General features: G+C 73.0%; 16 protein-coding genes and 2 pseudogenes. 7 read left to right on the top strand and 11 right to left on the bottom strand.

Features of this window, described 5'->3' with window-relative positions; genetic code table 11:
- Nucleotides 1-6: 6 nt before the first annotated feature.
- The 3 genes from ACIQG9_RS21185 to ACIQG9_RS21175 are packed head-to-tail and all read left to right on the top strand — an operon-like array spanning nt 7 to nt 552.
- On the top strand, nt 7-138 hold the full coding sequence (locus ACIQG9_RS21185; RefSeq protein ID WP_400405191.1) for a DUF397 domain-containing protein: 132 nt from the start codon (nt 7-9) through the stop codon (nt 136-138).
- 18 nt (nt 139-156) lie between these two features.
- Complete coding sequence (locus ACIQG9_RS21180) at nt 157-351, top strand: DUF397 domain-containing protein (protein WP_400405188.1); 195 nt, start codon at nt 157-159, stop codon at nt 349-351.
- Between the two features lie 12 nt (nt 352-363).
- The gene (locus ACIQG9_RS21175; RefSeq protein ID WP_400404903.1) at nt 364-552 is read left to right on the top strand and encodes a DUF397 domain-containing protein; all 189 of its coding nucleotides are present in this window, start codon (nt 364-366) and stop codon (nt 550-552) included.
- A gap of 58 nt (nt 553-610) precedes the next feature.
- On the opposite strand, the gene ACIQG9_RS21170 is transcribed toward ACIQG9_RS21175, so the two are convergent.
- From ACIQG9_RS21170 to ACIQG9_RS21135, 8 genes and pseudogenes are all read right to left on the bottom strand, one after another.
- Nucleotides 611-1,411 (bottom strand): alpha/beta hydrolase, encoded by an 801-nt coding sequence (locus ACIQG9_RS21170; RefSeq protein WP_400404900.1) that lies wholly within the window; start codon nt 1,409-1,411, stop codon nt 611-613.
- 66 nt (nt 1,412-1,477) lie between these two features.
- Complete coding sequence (locus ACIQG9_RS21165) at nt 1,478-1,804, bottom strand: hypothetical protein (RefSeq protein WP_400404898.1); 327 nt, start codon at nt 1,802-1,804, stop codon at nt 1,478-1,480.
- Between the two features lie 16 nt (nt 1,805-1,820).
- Nucleotides 1,821-2,897 (bottom strand): hypothetical protein, encoded by a 1,077-nt coding sequence (locus ACIQG9_RS21160; protein WP_400404895.1) that lies wholly within the window; start codon nt 2,895-2,897, stop codon nt 1,821-1,823.
- Complete coding sequence (locus tag ACIQG9_RS21155) at nt 2,894-3,388, bottom strand: SigE family RNA polymerase sigma factor (protein WP_400404892.1); 495 nt, start codon at nt 3,386-3,388, stop codon at nt 2,894-2,896. Before ACIQG9_RS21155 ends, ACIQG9_RS21160 begins: the two co-directional genes overlap by 4 nt.
- Before the next feature lie 41 nt (nt 3,389-3,429).
- Nucleotides 3,430-4,278 (bottom strand): annotated as a pseudogene (locus ACIQG9_RS21150) (3-hydroxyacyl-CoA dehydrogenase family protein); the annotation flags it as partial.
- A gap of 165 nt (nt 4,279-4,443) precedes the next feature.
- Nucleotides 4,444-5,385: pseudogene (locus ACIQG9_RS21145) on the bottom strand (3-hydroxyacyl-CoA dehydrogenase family protein); the annotation flags it as partial.
- A 256-nt stretch (nt 5,386-5,641) separates the two neighbouring features.
- Nucleotides 5,642-6,706 (bottom strand): alpha/beta fold hydrolase, encoded by a 1,065-nt coding sequence (locus ACIQG9_RS21140; RefSeq protein ID WP_400404890.1) that lies wholly within the window; start codon nt 6,704-6,706, stop codon nt 5,642-5,644.
- Nucleotides 6,707-6,938: 232 nt separating this feature from the next.
- On the bottom strand, nt 6,939-7,415 hold the full coding sequence (locus ACIQG9_RS21135; RefSeq protein ID WP_400404887.1) for an FHA domain-containing protein: 477 nt from the start codon (nt 7,413-7,415) through the stop codon (nt 6,939-6,941).
- A gap of 195 nt (nt 7,416-7,610) precedes the next feature.
- Between ACIQG9_RS21135 and ACIQG9_RS21130 the strand changes: the two genes are divergently transcribed.
- On the top strand, nt 7,611-9,110 hold the full coding sequence (locus ACIQG9_RS21130; protein ID WP_400404885.1) for an aldehyde dehydrogenase family protein: 1,500 nt from the start codon (nt 7,611-7,613) through the stop codon (nt 9,108-9,110).
- A 144-nt stretch (nt 9,111-9,254) separates the two neighbouring features.
- Here the strand turns inward: ACIQG9_RS21130 and nucS are convergent, their stop codons facing one another.
- Nucleotides 9,255-9,914, bottom strand: a complete 660-nt coding sequence (gene nucS, locus ACIQG9_RS21125; protein ID WP_400404882.1) for an endonuclease NucS — start codon at nt 9,912-9,914, stop codon at nt 9,255-9,257.
- Between the two features lie 71 nt (nt 9,915-9,985).
- On the opposite strand from nucS, the gene ACIQG9_RS21120 reads away from it, so the two are divergent.
- The gene (locus tag ACIQG9_RS21120) at nt 9,986-10,603 is read left to right on the top strand and encodes a DUF4126 domain-containing protein (protein WP_400404880.1); all 618 of its coding nucleotides are present in this window, start codon (nt 9,986-9,988) and stop codon (nt 10,601-10,603) included.
- Nucleotides 10,604-10,763: 160 nt separating this feature from the next.
- Here ACIQG9_RS21120 and ACIQG9_RS21115 read toward each other — a convergent pair whose 3' ends face one another.
- Nucleotides 10,764-11,360: a hypothetical protein gene (locus ACIQG9_RS21115; RefSeq protein WP_400404878.1), complete on the bottom strand. Its 597-nt coding sequence runs from the start codon at nt 11,358-11,360 to the stop codon at nt 10,764-10,766.
- Nucleotides 11,361-12,625: 1,265 nt separating this feature from the next.
- Between ACIQG9_RS21115 and ACIQG9_RS21110 the strand changes: the two genes are divergently transcribed.
- Nucleotides 12,626-13,072, top strand: a complete 447-nt coding sequence (locus ACIQG9_RS21110) for a hypothetical protein (RefSeq protein ID WP_400404876.1) — start codon at nt 12,626-12,628, stop codon at nt 13,070-13,072.
- Nucleotides 13,073-13,145: 73 nt separating this feature from the next.
- On the top strand, nt 13,146-13,442 hold the full coding sequence (locus ACIQG9_RS21105) for a DUF1540 domain-containing protein (RefSeq protein ID WP_400404874.1): 297 nt from the start codon (nt 13,146-13,148) through the stop codon (nt 13,440-13,442).
- A gap of 211 nt (nt 13,443-13,653) precedes the next feature.
- Here the strand turns inward: ACIQG9_RS21105 and ACIQG9_RS21100 are convergent, their stop codons facing one another.
- A complete protein-coding gene (locus ACIQG9_RS21100; RefSeq protein WP_400404871.1) occupies nt 13,654-15,660 on the bottom strand; it encodes a protein meaA in 2,007 nt (668 codons plus the stop codon).
- Nucleotides 15,661-15,709 lie beyond the last annotated feature (49 nt).

Here is a 15,709-nt window from a genome sequence, read left to right as displayed (position 1 = left end):
CGTGAGGTGGCCGACAACATCCCCGACGTCGTGCTGGTCCGCGACACGAAGGACCGGGAAGGCGGCACCCTCCACTTCACCCCCGAGACCTGGCAGGCGTTCGTCAACCTGGCCAAGCACACCGGCCCCGTGGGCTAGATCGTGAGCGTCATGGGCATGATGACCCCGCAGTGGCGGAAGTCGACGAAGTCCGGCGGCAACGGCGGGTCCTGCGTCGAGGTGGCCGACAACATCCCCGACGTCGTGCTGGTCCGCGACACGAAGGACCGGGAAGGCGGCACCCTCCACTTCACCCCCGAGACCTGGCAGGCATTCGTCAACCTGGCCAAGCACACCGGCCCCGTGGGCTAGATCGTGAATGTCATGGACCTGAGCGATGCCAAGTGGCGCAAGAGCACCCGAAGCAGCGGAAACCAGGGCGACTGCGTCGAGGTGGCCGACAACCTGCCCGGCGTGGTGGCCGTACGGGACAGCAAGGACCCGGACGGCCCCGTCCTGGCCTTCCCGCCGACCACCTGGCAGTCGTTCGTGACCTTCGCCAAGCAGTCCTGAACCGCCACGACGAAGCCCCCGGTACGACACCGGGGGCTTCTTCGTGAGCTGAGCCGGCTCAGTCGGCGCGCGGCCCCGGCACGGGCGTGTCGGCGAAGGAGGCGACCGTACGGTCGGCGTACGCGCTGACGTCGCCGGTCTCCACCGGGCCGTCCCAGGTGGTCGGCAGCGGCAGCGCAACGGTCGGGTTGACCCGCTCGACGATCTCGTCGAGCACCCGCTCGGCGTCGCCCACCCACAGGTGCTTGGCCCCCGGCACGCCGACCACCTCGGCCTGCGGCACCGCCGCGAAGCGGTCCCGCGCCTCGTCGGGGCGCAGGTAGTCGTCGAACTCGGGCACCAGCGCGGTGAGCGGCCTACCCGACGTGGCCCAGACCTCCAGGTCGGCGGGCGCGGAGAAGCGCAGCGGCGGGGAGAGCAGGATCGCCCCGGCCACCGCCGGGTCGCAGCCGTACTTGAGGGTCAGGTCGGTGCCGAACGACCAGCCGACCAGCCAGATGTTCGGCAGCTCGTGGAACTCGGCGTACTCGATCGCGGCGGCGACGTCGAACCGCTCCCCCACCGCGTTGTCGAAGGCCCCCTCGCTGGTGCCACGGACGCTGCTGGTGCCCCGGGTGTTGAACCGGAGCACCGCCAGGTCGGCCAGGGCGGGCAGCCGCCAGGCGGCCTTGCGGAAGACGTGGCTGTCCATCATCCCGCCGTGGGTGGGCAGCGGGTGCAGGCAGACCAGGGTGCCCACCGGCTCCCGGTCCAGCGGCCGGGCCAGCTCACCGACGAGCCGCAGCCCGTCGGCGGTGTGCAGCTCGATGTCCTCCCGGCGGCCGGGCAGGATCGACGAGGCGCGGATCGGTGTGCTCACCGCCCAAGTCTGGCCCGAACTCGCCGCCGTCGCTCGCCCGGGCGGAAACAGGGTGACCCAGATCGCTCAGCCGTACCTCGGAGCCCCGCGACCACGCAGCAGGTTCGGCCCGCGCCGGTCCCGGGCCCGCCAGCAGCCGCTGTGCCAGTGCCGACGGTCGGTGAGGTCGCCCGCGCCGTCGGCCGGCCAGGCCACCAGGTGCGCCACGCCGGGCTTGATCTCCTGGTCACAGCCGGGGCAGCGGTACGTCTTGGTCGACGCACCGCCGCTGATCCCGCGTACCTGCCACTCACCGTCGCGCCACTGCTGCACCGACTCCACGCCGTGACGGGCCCGGTCCGAGTCCAGGTGGGTGGTGTCCTCGCGGCGGGGACGGTTGCGACGGGGGCTCACCCACCCAAGGTTACGGTCAGTTCCAGGTCTCCGGCCGGGTGAGGTCGGTCGCCACCACCGCCCCGCCGAGCACCGTCGCCGCGTCGTCGTCGGTGAATCCCTCGTACGGCCAGCCGAACCGGGCGACGAGGTGGGCCTTCTCCAGCCCGAGCAGTTCCAGCTCGCCCCCCTGCGGATACAGGTAGGCCGCTCTGCCGTTGATCGTCCGGTTCCCCTCGGTACGGCTGCCGGCGATCCCGCTGCGGTACTCCAACCGCACCTCAAGCTGCTGATCGGGAGACCGGCTGACGGTGAGGCGGACGTCCAGCGAGCCGGGGAAGCCGATCACGTTGACCTCGCAGGTGGCCAGCCGGGCGGCCGGCGGCAGCGCGGTCAGCCGCAGCGGCGACGCGCACCGGTGCGCCTCGTCCAGCCGTAGCGCGGCGACCGCCTCGCGGAGGTCGGCGTCGTCGGTGGCCACGGTGTGCACCCGGGCGTACAGGCCCGGCACCGGCTGCCAGCGCAGGAACCAGCCCGGCTGCCCGCCCGGCCCGCCCGGCGGCACCTGCCGTACCCGTCCGTCGAAGTCGGCAGCGGTGGCGGGCCGGGCCGGGTAGGCCATCCCGTCGTGCGCCGAGTCCTCGACGGCGGCCACCTCGGTGCCGAGGTCCACGGCGACCACCCGCCCGCCGGGCAGCTCCAGCCGACCCCCCTCGACCCCCCGGCCGGTACGCCAGGTGAGCAGGCGGGCCCGCACCGGGTCGACGCCGAAGTGCAACAGCCCGGGATCGGTGCCGACCAGGTCGGGGCGGGTTGCCGCCCCGGCCACCCCGGCCACCCGGGGTGGCGCGGCAACCACCCCGGGGGCCACCTGCTTCGGCCCGGCCCCCGGCAGCCCTGGCAGGACGGTTCCCCGCCCGCTGCCCGGCAGGCCGGCGAGCGTCCCGAGGCCGAGTACGGCCGTCAGCCCGAGCGCCACGCCCGCGCCCATCCGCCGCCGACGCCGCCTGGCCCGGCCGCCGGCCACCGCGCGGGCGGTCAGCCGGCGGGTGTCGACCGCGCCCTCGGCGCGTTCCCGCAGTGCGTCGGTGATTCGCTGGTCCAGGTCGGTCACGACCGGCTCCCGTTCGTCGTCGGGACGCCGAGGCGCTCCCGGAGGTGGGCGAGCGCCCGCATCGCGTGGGTGCGGACGGTGACCGGCGAGCAGTCCAGGATCTGGGCGATGGTCGCGTCGTCGAGGTCCTCGTAGTAGCGCAGCACCAGCACCGCCCGCTGGCGGTCGGGCAGCCGGAGGATCAGCCGCCACAACTCGTCCCGGTCGGCGGCCTCGCCACCGAGGTCCCCGCGCCCGGCACGCTCGACGAAGCCGTCCACCACCAGCTCACGGTTGGACCGCCGCCGCCACCAGGACCGGTTGGCGTTGACCAGCATCCGGCGCACGTACACGTCGGGGCGGTCGGTGCGGGCGATGCTCCGCCAGTGCAGGTAGGCGCGCGCCAGCACGTCCTGGGTGAGGTCCTCGGCCCGATGCGCGTCACCGGTCAGCAGCCGGGCCAGCCGGACGAGCGCCGGCCCGCGACTGCTGACGTACTCCTCGAAGGTCACACCCTCAAGACGCCGTCACCGGCGTCCGCCGTTGACCCGGATCAGCGACTGGTGTGGTCGCGGAAGCCCCGGCCGCTCTTGCGGCCCAGGTAGCCGGCGGTGACCAGGTGTTCCAGCAGCGGCGCGGGGGCGAAGCCGGGCTCGCGCAGCGCCAGGTACAGCTCCCGCTGGATGGCCAGCGCGACGTCCAGGCCGACCACGTCGAGCAGTTCGAACGGGCCCATCGGGTAGCCGCAGCCCAGCTTCATCGCGTGGTCGATGTCGTCGGCCGTGGAGTAGCTGGCCTCCAGCATCCGCACCGCGTCGTTCAGGTACGGGAAGAGCAGCGCGTTGACGATGAACCCGGACCGGTCGCCGCAGACCACCCCGGTCTTGCCGAGCGCCGCGCAGACCGCCCGGGCGGTGGCGGTGGTCTCCGCCGAGGTACGAATGGTGCGCACCACCTCGACCAGCGGCATGACCGGCGCGGGGTTGAAGAAGTGCAGGCCGATCACGTCGGCCGGGCGCTGGGTCGCCATCGCCACGTCGATCACCGGCAGCGAGGAGGTGGTGGTCGCCAGCACCACGCCCGGCTTGCAGATCTCGTCGAGGCTGGCGAAGAGGGCCTTCTTGACGCTCAACTCCTCGACCACCGCCTCCACCACCAGGTCGACGTCGGCCAGGTGCTCCAGGGTGGCGGACCAGTTGATCCGGCCCAGCGCGGCGTCCCGGTCGGCCTCGCTGACCTTGCCGCGTACCACGCCCTTGTTGAGCGAGGTCTTGACCGCCTCGAAGACCCTGGCGGACTTCTCCGCACCCCGGGTCACCGAGACCACCTCGTAGCCGGCCTTGGCGAACACCTCGATGATGCCGGTCGCCATCGTCCCCGAGCCGACGATGCCGACCTTGGTCACGACTGCGGGGCTCGCAAGCTCACTCCTCGCGCTCCCGATGCCGACCTTGGTCAGGACTGCGGGGCTCGCCAGCTCACTCCTCGCGCTCCCGATGCCGACCTTGGTCAGGACTGCGGGGCTCGCCAGCTCACTCCTCGCGCTCCCGATGCCGACCTCGGCAAAGATCCCGCGCGTGCCGTCGGCGGGCGCCGACTCCGTCGTGGCCGGCGTCTGGTCATCGGGTACGACCACCGGGGAACCCGGCCGCTCGTAGGTGTAGAAGCCCCGGCCGGACTTGCGGCCGAGCAGACCGGCGGTGACCATCTGCTTGATCAGCGGCACCGGGGCGTGCCGGCGGTCCCGCCCACCGCGCCGGTACATGGTGTCCAGGATCTCGTACGCGGTGTCCAGGCCGATCAGGTCCATCAGGGCCAGCGGGCCCATCGGCAGCCCGCAGCCCAGCTTCATCGCCGCGTCGATGTCCTCCCGGCTGGCGTACCGGGCCTCGACCATGCTCACCGCGTGGTTGAGGTAGCCGAAGAGCAGCGCGTTGGCGATGAAGCCGGCCCGGTCGTTGATGGTGACGTCGACCTTGCCGAGCCGGTTGCAGAGCGCCTCGACGTCGGCGACCACGTCGGCGGAGGTGACCACCGTGCGGACCACCTCGACCAGCTTCATCACCGGGGCCGGGTTGAAGAAGTGGATGCCGATGACCTGGTTGGGCCGGCCGGTGGCGACCGAGATCTCGGTGACGCTCAGCGACGAGGTGTTGGTGGCCAGGATCGCCTCGGGCTTGCAGACCCGGTCCAGCTCGGCGAAGATCCGCTGCTTCAGGTCGAGGTGCTCGGGGACCGCCTCGATCACCAGGTCCACCGAGTGCAGCGCGCCCAGCCCCACCTGGAAGTCGACCCGGGAGTGCAGGGCGTCCCGGTCGACCTCGGCGAGCTTGCCCTTCGCCACCGCCCGGTCGGTCGAGCCCTTCAGGGTGGCCCGGCCGCGCTCCAGGGCCGCCTCGGAGATCTCCACCGCGACGACGTCGACACCGTTGCGGGCGAACACCTCGACGATGCCGGCACCCATGGTGCCCAGACCCACCACACCCACTCTGGTGAACTCGCGCGCCACGACCGGCCTCCCCTGGTTGACTCCGCCGCCGACATGAACGGCCGCTAAGGTTATGCGCCGGAGTCTGCCACGTGACGCTGTGTTGTCGAGACGCCGTGGGATATTTCACGCACCACGCCCAGGACGCCGTGACGGCCCCTGCTCCGGCTGCCCTTCACCGCCTCCATCACGCCCTCGCCGCAGCCCGGCCGGACGGTCACCGGGACCCGGTCAGGCCGTCGCGGTGGCCCCGATCGGGCCGGTGCCGCCGCCCCGGTCAGGCGGTCAGCGTGGTTCCCGTCAGGGCCAGCAGTTCGGCGACGAACTCGGCCGGGCGTTCCAGGTGTGGGCTGTGCCCGCAGCCCGGCAGGGCGACCTCCCGGTAGCTGCCACCGGCGGCGGCGTACCGCTCCAGCACCGCCCGGGTCTGGCCGATCATCGGCTGTGGCGGGCACGCCTGCTCCCCCGGCCAGCCGGGCACCACGCCCAGCGACCCCAGGTACGCCAGGTCGAACAGCGAGGTGTCGGAGACGATCACGTCGGCCTCGCCGCGTACCCAGGTGACCGGCGGCTTGACCTCGACGGCGACCAGCTCGTCGGCGATCCGGAAGTGGGCCGGGGCGAGCGCGTTGAGCACTCCCCGGTCGCCCGGTGCGGTGCCCGGCCAGTGCGGCGAGGCCACCGCCGTGCCAGGGTAGTTGTCGTCGCCGGTGGCGGTGGAGAGCAGGCTGTCCAGCAGCAGCTCCTCGTCGTCGGCGATGCCGGCCGGGTCGGCCACGTAGGCGGTCCGCAGCACGGTGCGGGGGCTGGTCGGCGCGTCCGCGCTCCGGTCACCGGCAGCCAGCCGGGCCACGAAGTCGGCGTTGACGCTGCCCGCCCCGGTGCCGGCGAAGTCGGGGGTGGTCGGGGTGCCGGCCAGGTCCCGGGTGCCGCCGAAGCCGTACGGGGAGACCGGGGCCTCCAGCAGCAGCCCGGGCACCCGGTCGGGCCGGTCGACCAGCAGGCGCATCGCCACTCCCCCGCCCAGGGAGTGCCCGACCACCACTGGTCGGGCCCCGGGGGCGAAGAGTCCCGGGGCGTCGAGCAGGGCGGCCAGGTCGTCGGCGAAGTCGGCCAGCCCCCGGCCCGCGTCGACCGGGGCGGTCTGCGTCCCCCCGTAGCCGCGCAGGTCGGGTGCGACCAGCCGGAGCGTCGCCGGAAGCCGCCGCAGCAGTGGTTCCCAGAAGGCCGAGGACGAGCCGTTGCCGTGCACCAACAGCACCGGTACGCCGTCCGGCGGCCCGGCCACCCGGACCCGTTGGCTGATGCCGTTGGCGGTCACGGTCCGCTGCGCGATCTCCATCCGGGGCATGCTGCCACGGGTACCCGGACCGGTCCATGGTGCGGCGACCCACCACCCGGCCACCCGCTATGTGTCCGGTCCCCGGTCGACGCCACCCAGGGCCCGGCCCGGCCCATGCCGCCCAGGGCGTCCTGCTCAGTGACCGCCAGGGTCTGCGGGGTCGGCGCGGTTCTCGCCGGTCACCGGGTGGGACGGGGCCGGATCACCCGCCGTCCCGCCTAGCGGGGCCGGATCAGCGGCCGTCGACGCCGACCGGGGCCGGCACCGGAGTGGTGGTCGGCCTGCTGTCGGGCGGCCCGGCGGCCCGGGTCGGCAGCGGCAGGGTCGGGCGGTAGTCCCGGCGGCCACCGCCGATGCCCCCGGCGAAGCTCAGCCCGACCGGGTCGGTGGTGGCCAGGCCCGGGTCGAAGTAGCGCAGCTCGGTACGGCCCAGCCGGATGACGTCGCCGTCGGTGAGCGACTCGACGCCGGTGATCCGCCGGTCGTTGAGCCAGGTCCCGTTGGTGGAGCCCAGGTCGACCAGGGTCACCCCGGCCGTCGTCAGCCGCACCTCGGCGTGCCGCCGGCTCAGGTGCGGATCGGCCACCGCGATGTCGGCGGTCGGCGCCCGGCCGATCACCTGCGGCCGTGGGCTGACGCGGAAACGCGCCCCACGCATCGGCCCGCCGGCCACCGTCAGCAGCGGCATCAGTTCCGGATGATCCTCCATGGACAGTCAGCTCCCCACCCACCGTCGCCCCGCGGCCCAGCCTGCCAGCTCCGCGTGACCACCTCACCACCCGCCCGGTCACCTCCGCGACGCCTCAAGGACAACTCCGCTCCACCAAACAGGCGGCGGCCCGGACCCGCCGGCAACCACCACCGGGACCTACCGGCCGGTAGCTTCCGGGTCTAGACTTCCGCCATGACGGCTGTGCATGTCCCGGGCACCCCGGTCATCTCCGACGGCCGGCTGGTGTCGACCAGCCCGGCCACCGGCGCGGAGGCCGGCAGCCTCCCGGTCGCCACCGCCGAGGACGTCGCCCGCGCGGTGGCCCGCGCCCGGGCCGCCGGCGAGTGGTGGGCCGCTCTCGGCTTCACCGGCCGCCGGGAACGGCTGCTGCGCTGGCGTGCCCTGCTCGCCCGCCGGATCGAGCAGCTCGCCGAGCTGGTGCACGTCGAGGGCGGCAAGCCGGTCGGCGACGCGGTCGTCGAGATCCTCACCGCCATCGAGCACGTCGACTGGGCGGCCCGCAACGCCCGCCGGGTGCTGGGGCCGCGCCGGGTCCGCTCCCGGCTGATCCTCGCCGAGTTCTCCGGCCACCTCGAATACCAGCCGCACGGGGTGGTCGGCGTGATCGGCCCGTGGAACTATCCGGTCTTCACCCCGATCGGCTCCGCCGCGTACGCGCTCGCCGCCGGCAACGCGGTCGTCCTCAAGCCCAGCGAGTACACCCCGGCGGTCGGGCAGTGGCTGGTCGACACCTTCGCCGAGGTGGTGCCGGAGCAGCCCGTGTTCACCGCCGTGCACGGCCTCGGCGACGTCGGCGCGGCGCTCTGCCGGTCAGGCGTCGACAAGCTCGCCTTCACCGGCTCCACCGCCACTGCCAGAAAGGTGATGGCGGCCTGCGCCGAATCCCTGACCCCGGTGCTGATCGAGGCCGGCGGCAAGGACGCCATGATCGTCGACGCGGACGCCGACCTGGACGCCGCCGCCGAGGCCTGCGTCTGGGGCGCGCTGACCAACGCCGGCCAGACCTGCATCGGCATCGAACGGGTCTACGCGGTCGACCCGGTCTTCGACGCCTTCGTCGGCAAGGTGGTCGCCCGCGCCGAGCGGCTCACCGTCGGCGCGGACGGGGCCGACATCGGCCCGATCACCATGCCCAGCCAGATCGAGGTGATCCGCCGGCACATCGACGACGCGATCGCCGCCGGCGGTCGGGCGGCGCTGGGCGGGCCCGCCGCCGTGCAGCCGCCGTACGTGCACCCGACCGTGCTGGTGGACGTCCCCGAGTCCTCGGCCGCCGTCCGCGAGGAGACCTTCGGGCCGACGCTGACCGTCACCCGGGTACCCGACGCCGACGAGGCCGTACGCCGGGCCAACGCTCTGTCGTACGGCCTGGGTGGTGCGGTCTTCGGCCGCCGCGACGCGGTGGCGATCGCCCGACGGCTGCGCTCGGGGATGGCCTCGGTCAACTCGACGCTCACCTTCGCCGGGATGTCCACGCTGCCGTTCGGCGGGGTGGGCGACTCCGGGTTCGGCCGGATCCACGGCGAGGACGGGCTACGCGAGTTCGGCCGGGCCAAGTCGATCACCAAGCGGCGGGCCCGGTCACTGCTGCCCTCGATGACGTTCGAGCGGACCCCGGCCGACGTGGCCCGCATCGTCCAGGCCGCCAAGCTGATGTACGGCCGCCGTTGAGCACGCCCGCGATGCGGCCCGGTCGGGGCACGCCCGTCCCTGTCGAGGGGGCGGGGCGGGGTGGCGTCCTCGCCGGCCAGCGAGGCGATGCCGCGGGGCGGCGCGGCTTGGGGCACGCCTCGCCCGACGACGGGTGGCCGGCTGTCAGAACAGGGTCAGCTCGTCGCGCTCGATGCCGCGCAGCTTGTCGTAGTTGACGACCACGCAGCGGATCCCCCGGTCGGTGGCGAGCACCCGGGCCTGCGGCTTGATCTCCTGAGCGACGAAGACACCGGTGACCGGGGCGAGCAGCGGGTCCCGGTTCATCAGTTCGAGGTAGCGGGTGAGCTGCTCCACCCCGTCGATCTCGCCGCGCCGTTTGACCTCGACGGCGACCGCGCCGGAGTTGGCGTCGCGGCAGAGCAGGTCGACCGGGCCGATCGCGGTCATGTACTCGCGCCGGACCAGGGTGAAGCCCTCGCCGAGCGCCCCCGGGTTGGCCGCCAGCAACTCCTGGAGGTGCGCCTCGACGCCGTCCTTGCGCAGCCCCGGATCGACGCCCAGCTCGTACGAGGTGTCCTGGAAGACCTCCTCCAGGGTGATCCGCAGTTCCTCGCCGGCCTTGTTGACGACCCGCCACACGCCGGGTGCCTCTTCCAGCCGACAGGGCGGGCTCATCCAGTTCAACGGCTTGTACGCCCGGTCGTCGGCGTGGATCGACACCGACCCGTCCGCCTTCACCATGAGCAGTCGGGTGGCCGGCGGCAGATGAGCCGAGAGCCGTCCGACGTAGTCCACCGAGCACTTCGCAATCACCAGCCGCACCCGACGAGACTAGCCGAGGACCGGCCCGTCGCCGTCGAGCGGCACTGGCGTGCCGGTGCGATGCTGAGACGGTGTTCGAAGTCCTCACCGGTACCGGGCTCGCCGCGTCGGCGGGCCTGAACGCCTACATCCCCCTGCTCACCATGGGCGTGCTCGCCCGTTACACCAGCCTGATCGACCTGCCCAGCGGCTGGCAGTGGCTGGGCAACGGGTGGACCCTGCTGATCCTGGCGGTGCTCCTCGCGGTCGAGGTGGTCGCCGACAAGGTGCCGGTGGTCGACCACGTCAACGACGTGGTGCAGACGGTCATCCGCCCGACGGCGGGTGGCCTGGCCTTCGGGGCGGGCGCGGGCTCGGAGACGGTGACGGTCAGCGACCCGGGCGGGTTCTTCACCTCGCACCAGTGGGTGCCGGTGGTGACCGGCGTGGTCATCGCCCTCGGTGTGCACCTGCTCAAGTCGGCGGCCCGGCCGGTGGTCAACGCGACCACGGCGGGTTTCGGAGCCCCGGTCGCCAGCACCGCCGAGGACGCCACCAGCGTGGTGATGTCCCTGGTGGCGATCATCCTGCCGGTGCTGGTACTGGCGTTCGCGCTCGGCCTGGTGGCATTCGTCGTGTGGTTCCTGCGCCGACGCCGGGAGCGCCGCCGGGAGCGGGAGGCCGCCCGCGCCGCCGGCTACCGGGTCTGACCTCCCAGGTACGCCCCCGTCCGATCCTCCAGGTACGCCCGGCCTGCCCCCGTCTGACCTTCCGGGTACGCCCGGTCTCGTCCGGGCAGCAGCCGAGACGCCGCTGGCCGGCACCCCGGTTCGGGGTGCCGGCCAGTCTGCTGGTCGTGATCGGTGAACGTCAGCCGTTCCAGTGCTGGGCGACGAGGTCGGCGGCCTGCTGCTCCCACTGCGCGTACGCGTCCGGGTACGCCGACACCTGCACCGTCTGGGCGGCCTCGGTCAGCGGCATGTCCCGCCAGCCGTCGACCTGCTTGAGGCCCTTCTGGAACGCCATGGTCGAGTAGACCGGATCGGTGATCTGCTCGGGGGTGCCCCAGCCGGAGGAGGGGCGCTGCTGGAACAGGCCCAGCGAGTCGTGGTCGTTACGGTCGCCGAGGTGGCCCAGGTTCTCCAGCTTCGACTCCTGCAGGGCGGTACCGACAGAGATCACCGCGGCCCGCTCGTTGAGGCCGGACTTCTTGGTGGCGGCGACGATCGCCTTCACGTTGGCGGTCTGCTCGTCGTTCAGGTCGATCCGCGACTGGGCACCCTGCGTGCCGTGCGGGATCAGCTTCGCGGCGTCGGGCTTGTCGGCCTGCACGGCCACGGCGACGGGCTTGGCGTCGACCGTGGGGGCGGTCGTGGTGGTGTGGTTCAGCGGACCGGCGGCGAGACCACCAGCGAAAGCCAGACCAGCAATACCGAGCACACTCTTACGCAGAATCGTCGTGTTCATCGAGGGCTCCTTCATAGGGGGACGACACCCACCACCGGCCCGAAGGCCGACAGTGCCCGACAGGAAAGAGGGGGCCGGGCACCAGGGGCGTAAGCACCACAACAGGGCACTCAGGAAACAACACGGGGAAAAGACTCAGAAGATCACCGGCTGGGGCCGACACGCGCCAGCGGGCTCGCTGGGGGTCGCGCGGCGAGCGGGGGCTCGCGTTGCCGGGACCATGCACAACGACCCGCCAGCCACCGACATTCCCGCCGGCCCGGGGCCGCTGCTGCGGTCGTACCGAGGTGTAACCACCGGGGGCCCGCCACCATTCCGCCACCAGCGTGCCGCCGGTCACCCGGAACCGCGCACCGGCCCCAACAACGGACAACCGACCCGACGCCGACCCCGACCCACGCCCAGGCCCACGCCCACGCTCAGGAAAAGCGCACGCCCACGCCACCCGCCACCCCGCCACCCGCCACCCGCCACCCGCCACCCGCCACCCGCCACCCGCCACCCGCCACAAAACGTACATAAATCACCGAACGGGGCGCGCATGCCGCCACCGAAACGGGTTACACCACAGGCATCCGCCGGTTCGGGTGCATCTGTTGTCGCCATCGCAGCAACAAACGCACCCGAAGGGAGGCAGCGCGACATGATCGTTCGAGTTGCTCAGGCATGAGCCGGTGCCGGCCGCCTTCCTCCTGACCGGCAGGCGGGTCGAGGGCTACCCGGAACGACGCGACGGGCGACCGGTGCGGCGTAACGAACGACAGCCACCGCGACGACCCGGCCATTGATCGGTGAGGCTTAGCGAAGGGCTACCCGGAACAACCGCCGAGTGACCGGTGAGGCATAGCGAACGGGGGCCACCCGGAACGACGCGGCGGGTGACCGGTGCGGCGTAACGAACGACAGCCACCGCGACGACCCGGCGACCAACCGACAGGGGCCTGGTGGGCAGCGGCCCGTTCGTCGGACTACTGGATCCGACCAGGCTCGCCGGCCAACAGGCGGACGTGGTGCGCGGCGACCCGTTCGCGGAGCAGGGCTGACCTCAACTCGGGTCTCTGCTCTCCCAATCCCGGACAGCGACAGCGACCCCACACGGACGGCGGATCGACCACAGCCCCACCGGCGGTCGCGACCGGGACCAGCGCCCCAGCTCCCACCGGCGTCGTGCCACGGCCCGTCGGGGCCGGCCATCGCGGCCGGGGTGGGCGGGTCGAGCGCCCTGACCCGCACGGGCGTTGCGCGCGGGTCTTAGCCTGCGGCCCATGACCTACCAGCCGATCCCGGCCGCCCCGCGCGGCAACCGCACCCTCCGGACGGTCCTCGTCGTCGTCGGCATCGTGTTGGCGGTCTGCTGTGTCGGCGGCGCGGTCGGTGGTTGGTTCATCTACGGGGCGGCGAAGGACACGCTGACGCCGGTCCGCGAGGCCACCACCACGTACCTGGACGCCGTGCGGGCCGGCGACCACCAGCGGGCGTACGACCAGCTCTGCGCGCGGGAGCGGGAGCGGACCACGGCGGCGGAGTTCGCCCAGCGGCAGACGACCCAGCCCCGGCTGGTCGGGTACGACGTCGACGGCGTGCACGTCAACAACACGAACGGCCTGGTCCGGGGCACCGTGACGGTGCGGCTGACCACCGACGGCGGCGGTACGCGTACCCAGGTGTTCACGCTGCTCAAGGAGGACGGCGCCTGGCGGGTCTGTGGGTGACGGCCGGCGGAAGTCGAACACGGCACCCTCTCAAATGCCTAATATCGGGGCATAAGCCGAGAGGGAGGTCGCCATGACCGCAGCGATGGAGATGCCCCGCGTGCAGGAGTGCGCCGCGTCGTCCTGCGCCTACAACCACACCAACGACTGCCACGCGTTCGCCATCACGATCGGCAGCAGCGACCACGCCCACTGCCACACGTTCGTGGAGTTGCCGGTGCGCGGCGGGATCGACCAGCTCATCGCGCAGGTGGGCGCGTGCAGCCGGGCGGACTGCCAGCACAACTCCGAGCTGGAGTGCCGCGCCCCGGCGATCACCGTCGGCCCGGACAACGACATGGCCGACTGCATGACATACCAGAGCCGCTGAGCGCAGGGGGCCCGCCGCGTGGCGGGCCCCGCCGCATCAGATCAGGCCGCCGTGCTCCCGGGCCCCGCCGCATCAGGCCAGGCCGCCGCCCTCCCGGACCCCACCGCATCAGGCCAGGCCGCCGCCCTCCCGGACCCGCCACATCAGGCCAGCCCGCCCTCCCGGCCCCGCCGCATCAGATCAGGCCGCCGCCCTCCCGGACCCCGCCACGTCAGACCAGGCCGTTGCCCTCCCGGATCACGGTGACCAGCTCGTCGATGATGCCGGTGAGGGCGAAGTCCTTCGGGGTGAAGACCCGGGCCACCCCGGCGGCGCGCAGCGCGTCGGCGTCCCCGGCGGGGATGATGCCGCCGACCACCACCGGCAGGTCTCCCCGGCCGGCGGCGCGCAGCCCGTCCAGCACCGCCGGCACGGCCGCCAGGTGCGAGCCGGAGAGCACGGAGAGGCCGACCAGGTCGACGTCCTCTTCCACGGCGGCGGCGACGATCTGCCCGGCGGTCAGCCGGATGCCCTGGTAGACCACCTCGAAGCCGGCGTCACGGGCCCGTACCGCGATCTGTTCCGCGCCGTTGGAGTGCCCGTCCAGGCCGGGCTTGCCGACCAGCAGCCGCAGCCGGCCGCTGCCCAGCTCCCGGGCCGTGGCGGCGACCCGCTCCCGGACCGCCGCCAGGGTGGCGTCCCCGCCGGCCCCGGCCGCCCCGGTCAGCCCGGTCGGCGCCCGGTACTCGCCGAAGACCTGCCGCAGCGTGCCCGCCCACTCGCCGGTGGTCACCCCGGCCCGCACGCAGGCCAGCGTCGCCGGCATCAGGTTCGTCGTGGTCGCGGCGTCCGCGCGGAGCCGGGCCAGTGCCGCGTCCACCGCCGCCGCGTCCCGCCCGGCCCGCCATTCGCGTACGGCGGCGGTGGCGGCCGTCTCGACGGCCGGGTCGACCCGCTCGACGGCCTGGGCACCGGCGGCGGTCAGTGGGGACGGCTCGGTCTCGGTGAACCGGTTGACGCCGACCACCACGTCGGCGCCGGACTCCAGCCGGCGCCGGCGCTCGGCCAGCGAGCCGACCAACGCGCTCTTGAGGTAGCCGGTCTCCACGGCGGCCACCACGCCGCCCAGCTCCAGCACCTTCGCCAGCTCGACCCGCGCCCCGGTGACGATCCCGTCGACCAGCGCGGTCATCACGTGCGAGCCGGCGAACAGGTCGGGGTACTCCAGCAGGTCCGACTCGTACGCCAGCACCTGCTGCATCCGCAGCGACCACTGCTGGTCCCAGGGGCGGGGCAGGCCGAGCGCCTCGTTCCAGGCGGGTAGCTGCACCGCGCGGGCCCGGGCGTCCCGGGAGAAGGTGACGCCGAGCATCTCCAGCACGATGCGCTGGATGTTGTTCTCCGGCTGGGCCTCGGTCAGGCCGAGCGAGTTGACCTGCACGCCGTAGCGGAACCGGCGCTGCTTCGGGTCCCGCACGCCGTAGCGCTCGCGGGTGATCTCGTCCCAGAGCGCGCCGAAGGCGCGCATCTTGGCGATCTCCTCGACGAAGCGCACCCCGGCGTTGACGAAGAAGGAGATCCGCTGGACGACGTCGCCCATCCGCTCGGCGGGCACCTGCTCGGAGTCGCGCACGGCGTCGAGCACGGCGACGGCGGTCGCGAGGGCGAAGCCGACCTCCTGCACCGGCGTCGCGCCGGCCTCCTGGAGGTGGTACGAGCAGATGTTGACCGGGTTCCACCGGGGCATCTCGCCCAGGGTGTACGCGATGACGTCGGCGGTCAGCCGCAGCGACGCCGCCGGCGGGAAGATGTACGTCCCCCGGGACAGGTACTCCTTGATGATGTCGTTCTGCGTCGTCCCGGCGCAGCGGGCCAGCTCGGCGCCCTGCTCGGTGGCGACGGTGCCGTAGAGGCCGAGCAGCCACATCGCCGGCGCGTTGATCGTCATCGAGGTGTTCATCCCGGCGAGCGGCAGGCCGTCGAAGAGGGCCCGCATGTCGCCCAGGTGGGCCACCGGCACCCCGACCCGGCCGACCTCGCCGGCGGCCAGTTCGTGGTCCGGGTCGTAGCCGGTCTGGGTGGGCAGGTCGAAGGCGACCGAGAGGCCGGTCTGCCCCTTGGCCAGGTTGCGGCGGAAGAGGGCGTTGGTGGCCGCGGCGGAGGAGTGCCCGGCGTACGTGCGCATCACCCAGGGGCGGTCGCGCTCCGGCAGCCGGCCCGGGAGAGCCTTCTCGTCCATGGCCGGAGTTTAAGTTACCGTTCAGTAAAACGGGCTGTGGAAAACCACA

The sequence above is a fragment of the Micromonospora sp. NPDC092111 genome, assembly GCF_044755745.1.
In the GTDB taxonomy this organism is placed as follows: domain Bacteria; phylum Actinomycetota; class Actinomycetes; order Mycobacteriales; family Micromonosporaceae; genus Micromonospora.
This window is presented reverse-complemented; position numbering and strand designations above follow the sequence as displayed.

Coding starts and splice junctions, on each gene's coding strand:
- ACIQG9_RS21180 (WP_400405188.1), top strand. CDS start 157: ATGATGACCCCGCAGTGGCGGAAGTCGACGAAGTCCGGCGGCAACGGC.
- ACIQG9_RS21175 (WP_400404903.1), top strand. CDS start 364: ATGGACCTGAGCGATGCCAAGTGGCGCAAGAGCACCCGAAGCAGCGGA.
- ACIQG9_RS21140 (WP_400404890.1), bottom strand. CDS start 6,706: ATGGAGATCGCGCAGCGGACCGTGACCGCCAACGGCATCAGCCAACGG.
- ACIQG9_RS21135 (WP_400404887.1), bottom strand. CDS start 7,415: ATGGAGGATCATCCGGAACTGATGCCGCTGCTGACGGTGGCCGGCGGG.
- ACIQG9_RS21130 (WP_400404885.1), top strand. CDS start 7,611: ATGACGGCTGTGCATGTCCCGGGCACCCCGGTCATCTCCGACGGCCGG.
- ACIQG9_RS21115 (WP_400404878.1), bottom strand. CDS start 11,360: ATGAACACGACGATTCTGCGTAAGAGTGTGCTCGGTATTGCTGGTCTG.
- ACIQG9_RS21110 (WP_400404876.1), top strand. CDS start 12,626: ATGACCTACCAGCCGATCCCGGCCGCCCCGCGCGGCAACCGCACCCTC.
- ACIQG9_RS21105 (WP_400404874.1), top strand. CDS start 13,146: ATGACCGCAGCGATGGAGATGCCCCGCGTGCAGGAGTGCGCCGCGTCG.
- ACIQG9_RS21100 (WP_400404871.1), bottom strand. CDS start 15,660: ATGGACGAGAAGGCTCTCCCGGGCCGGCTGCCGGAGCGCGACCGCCCC.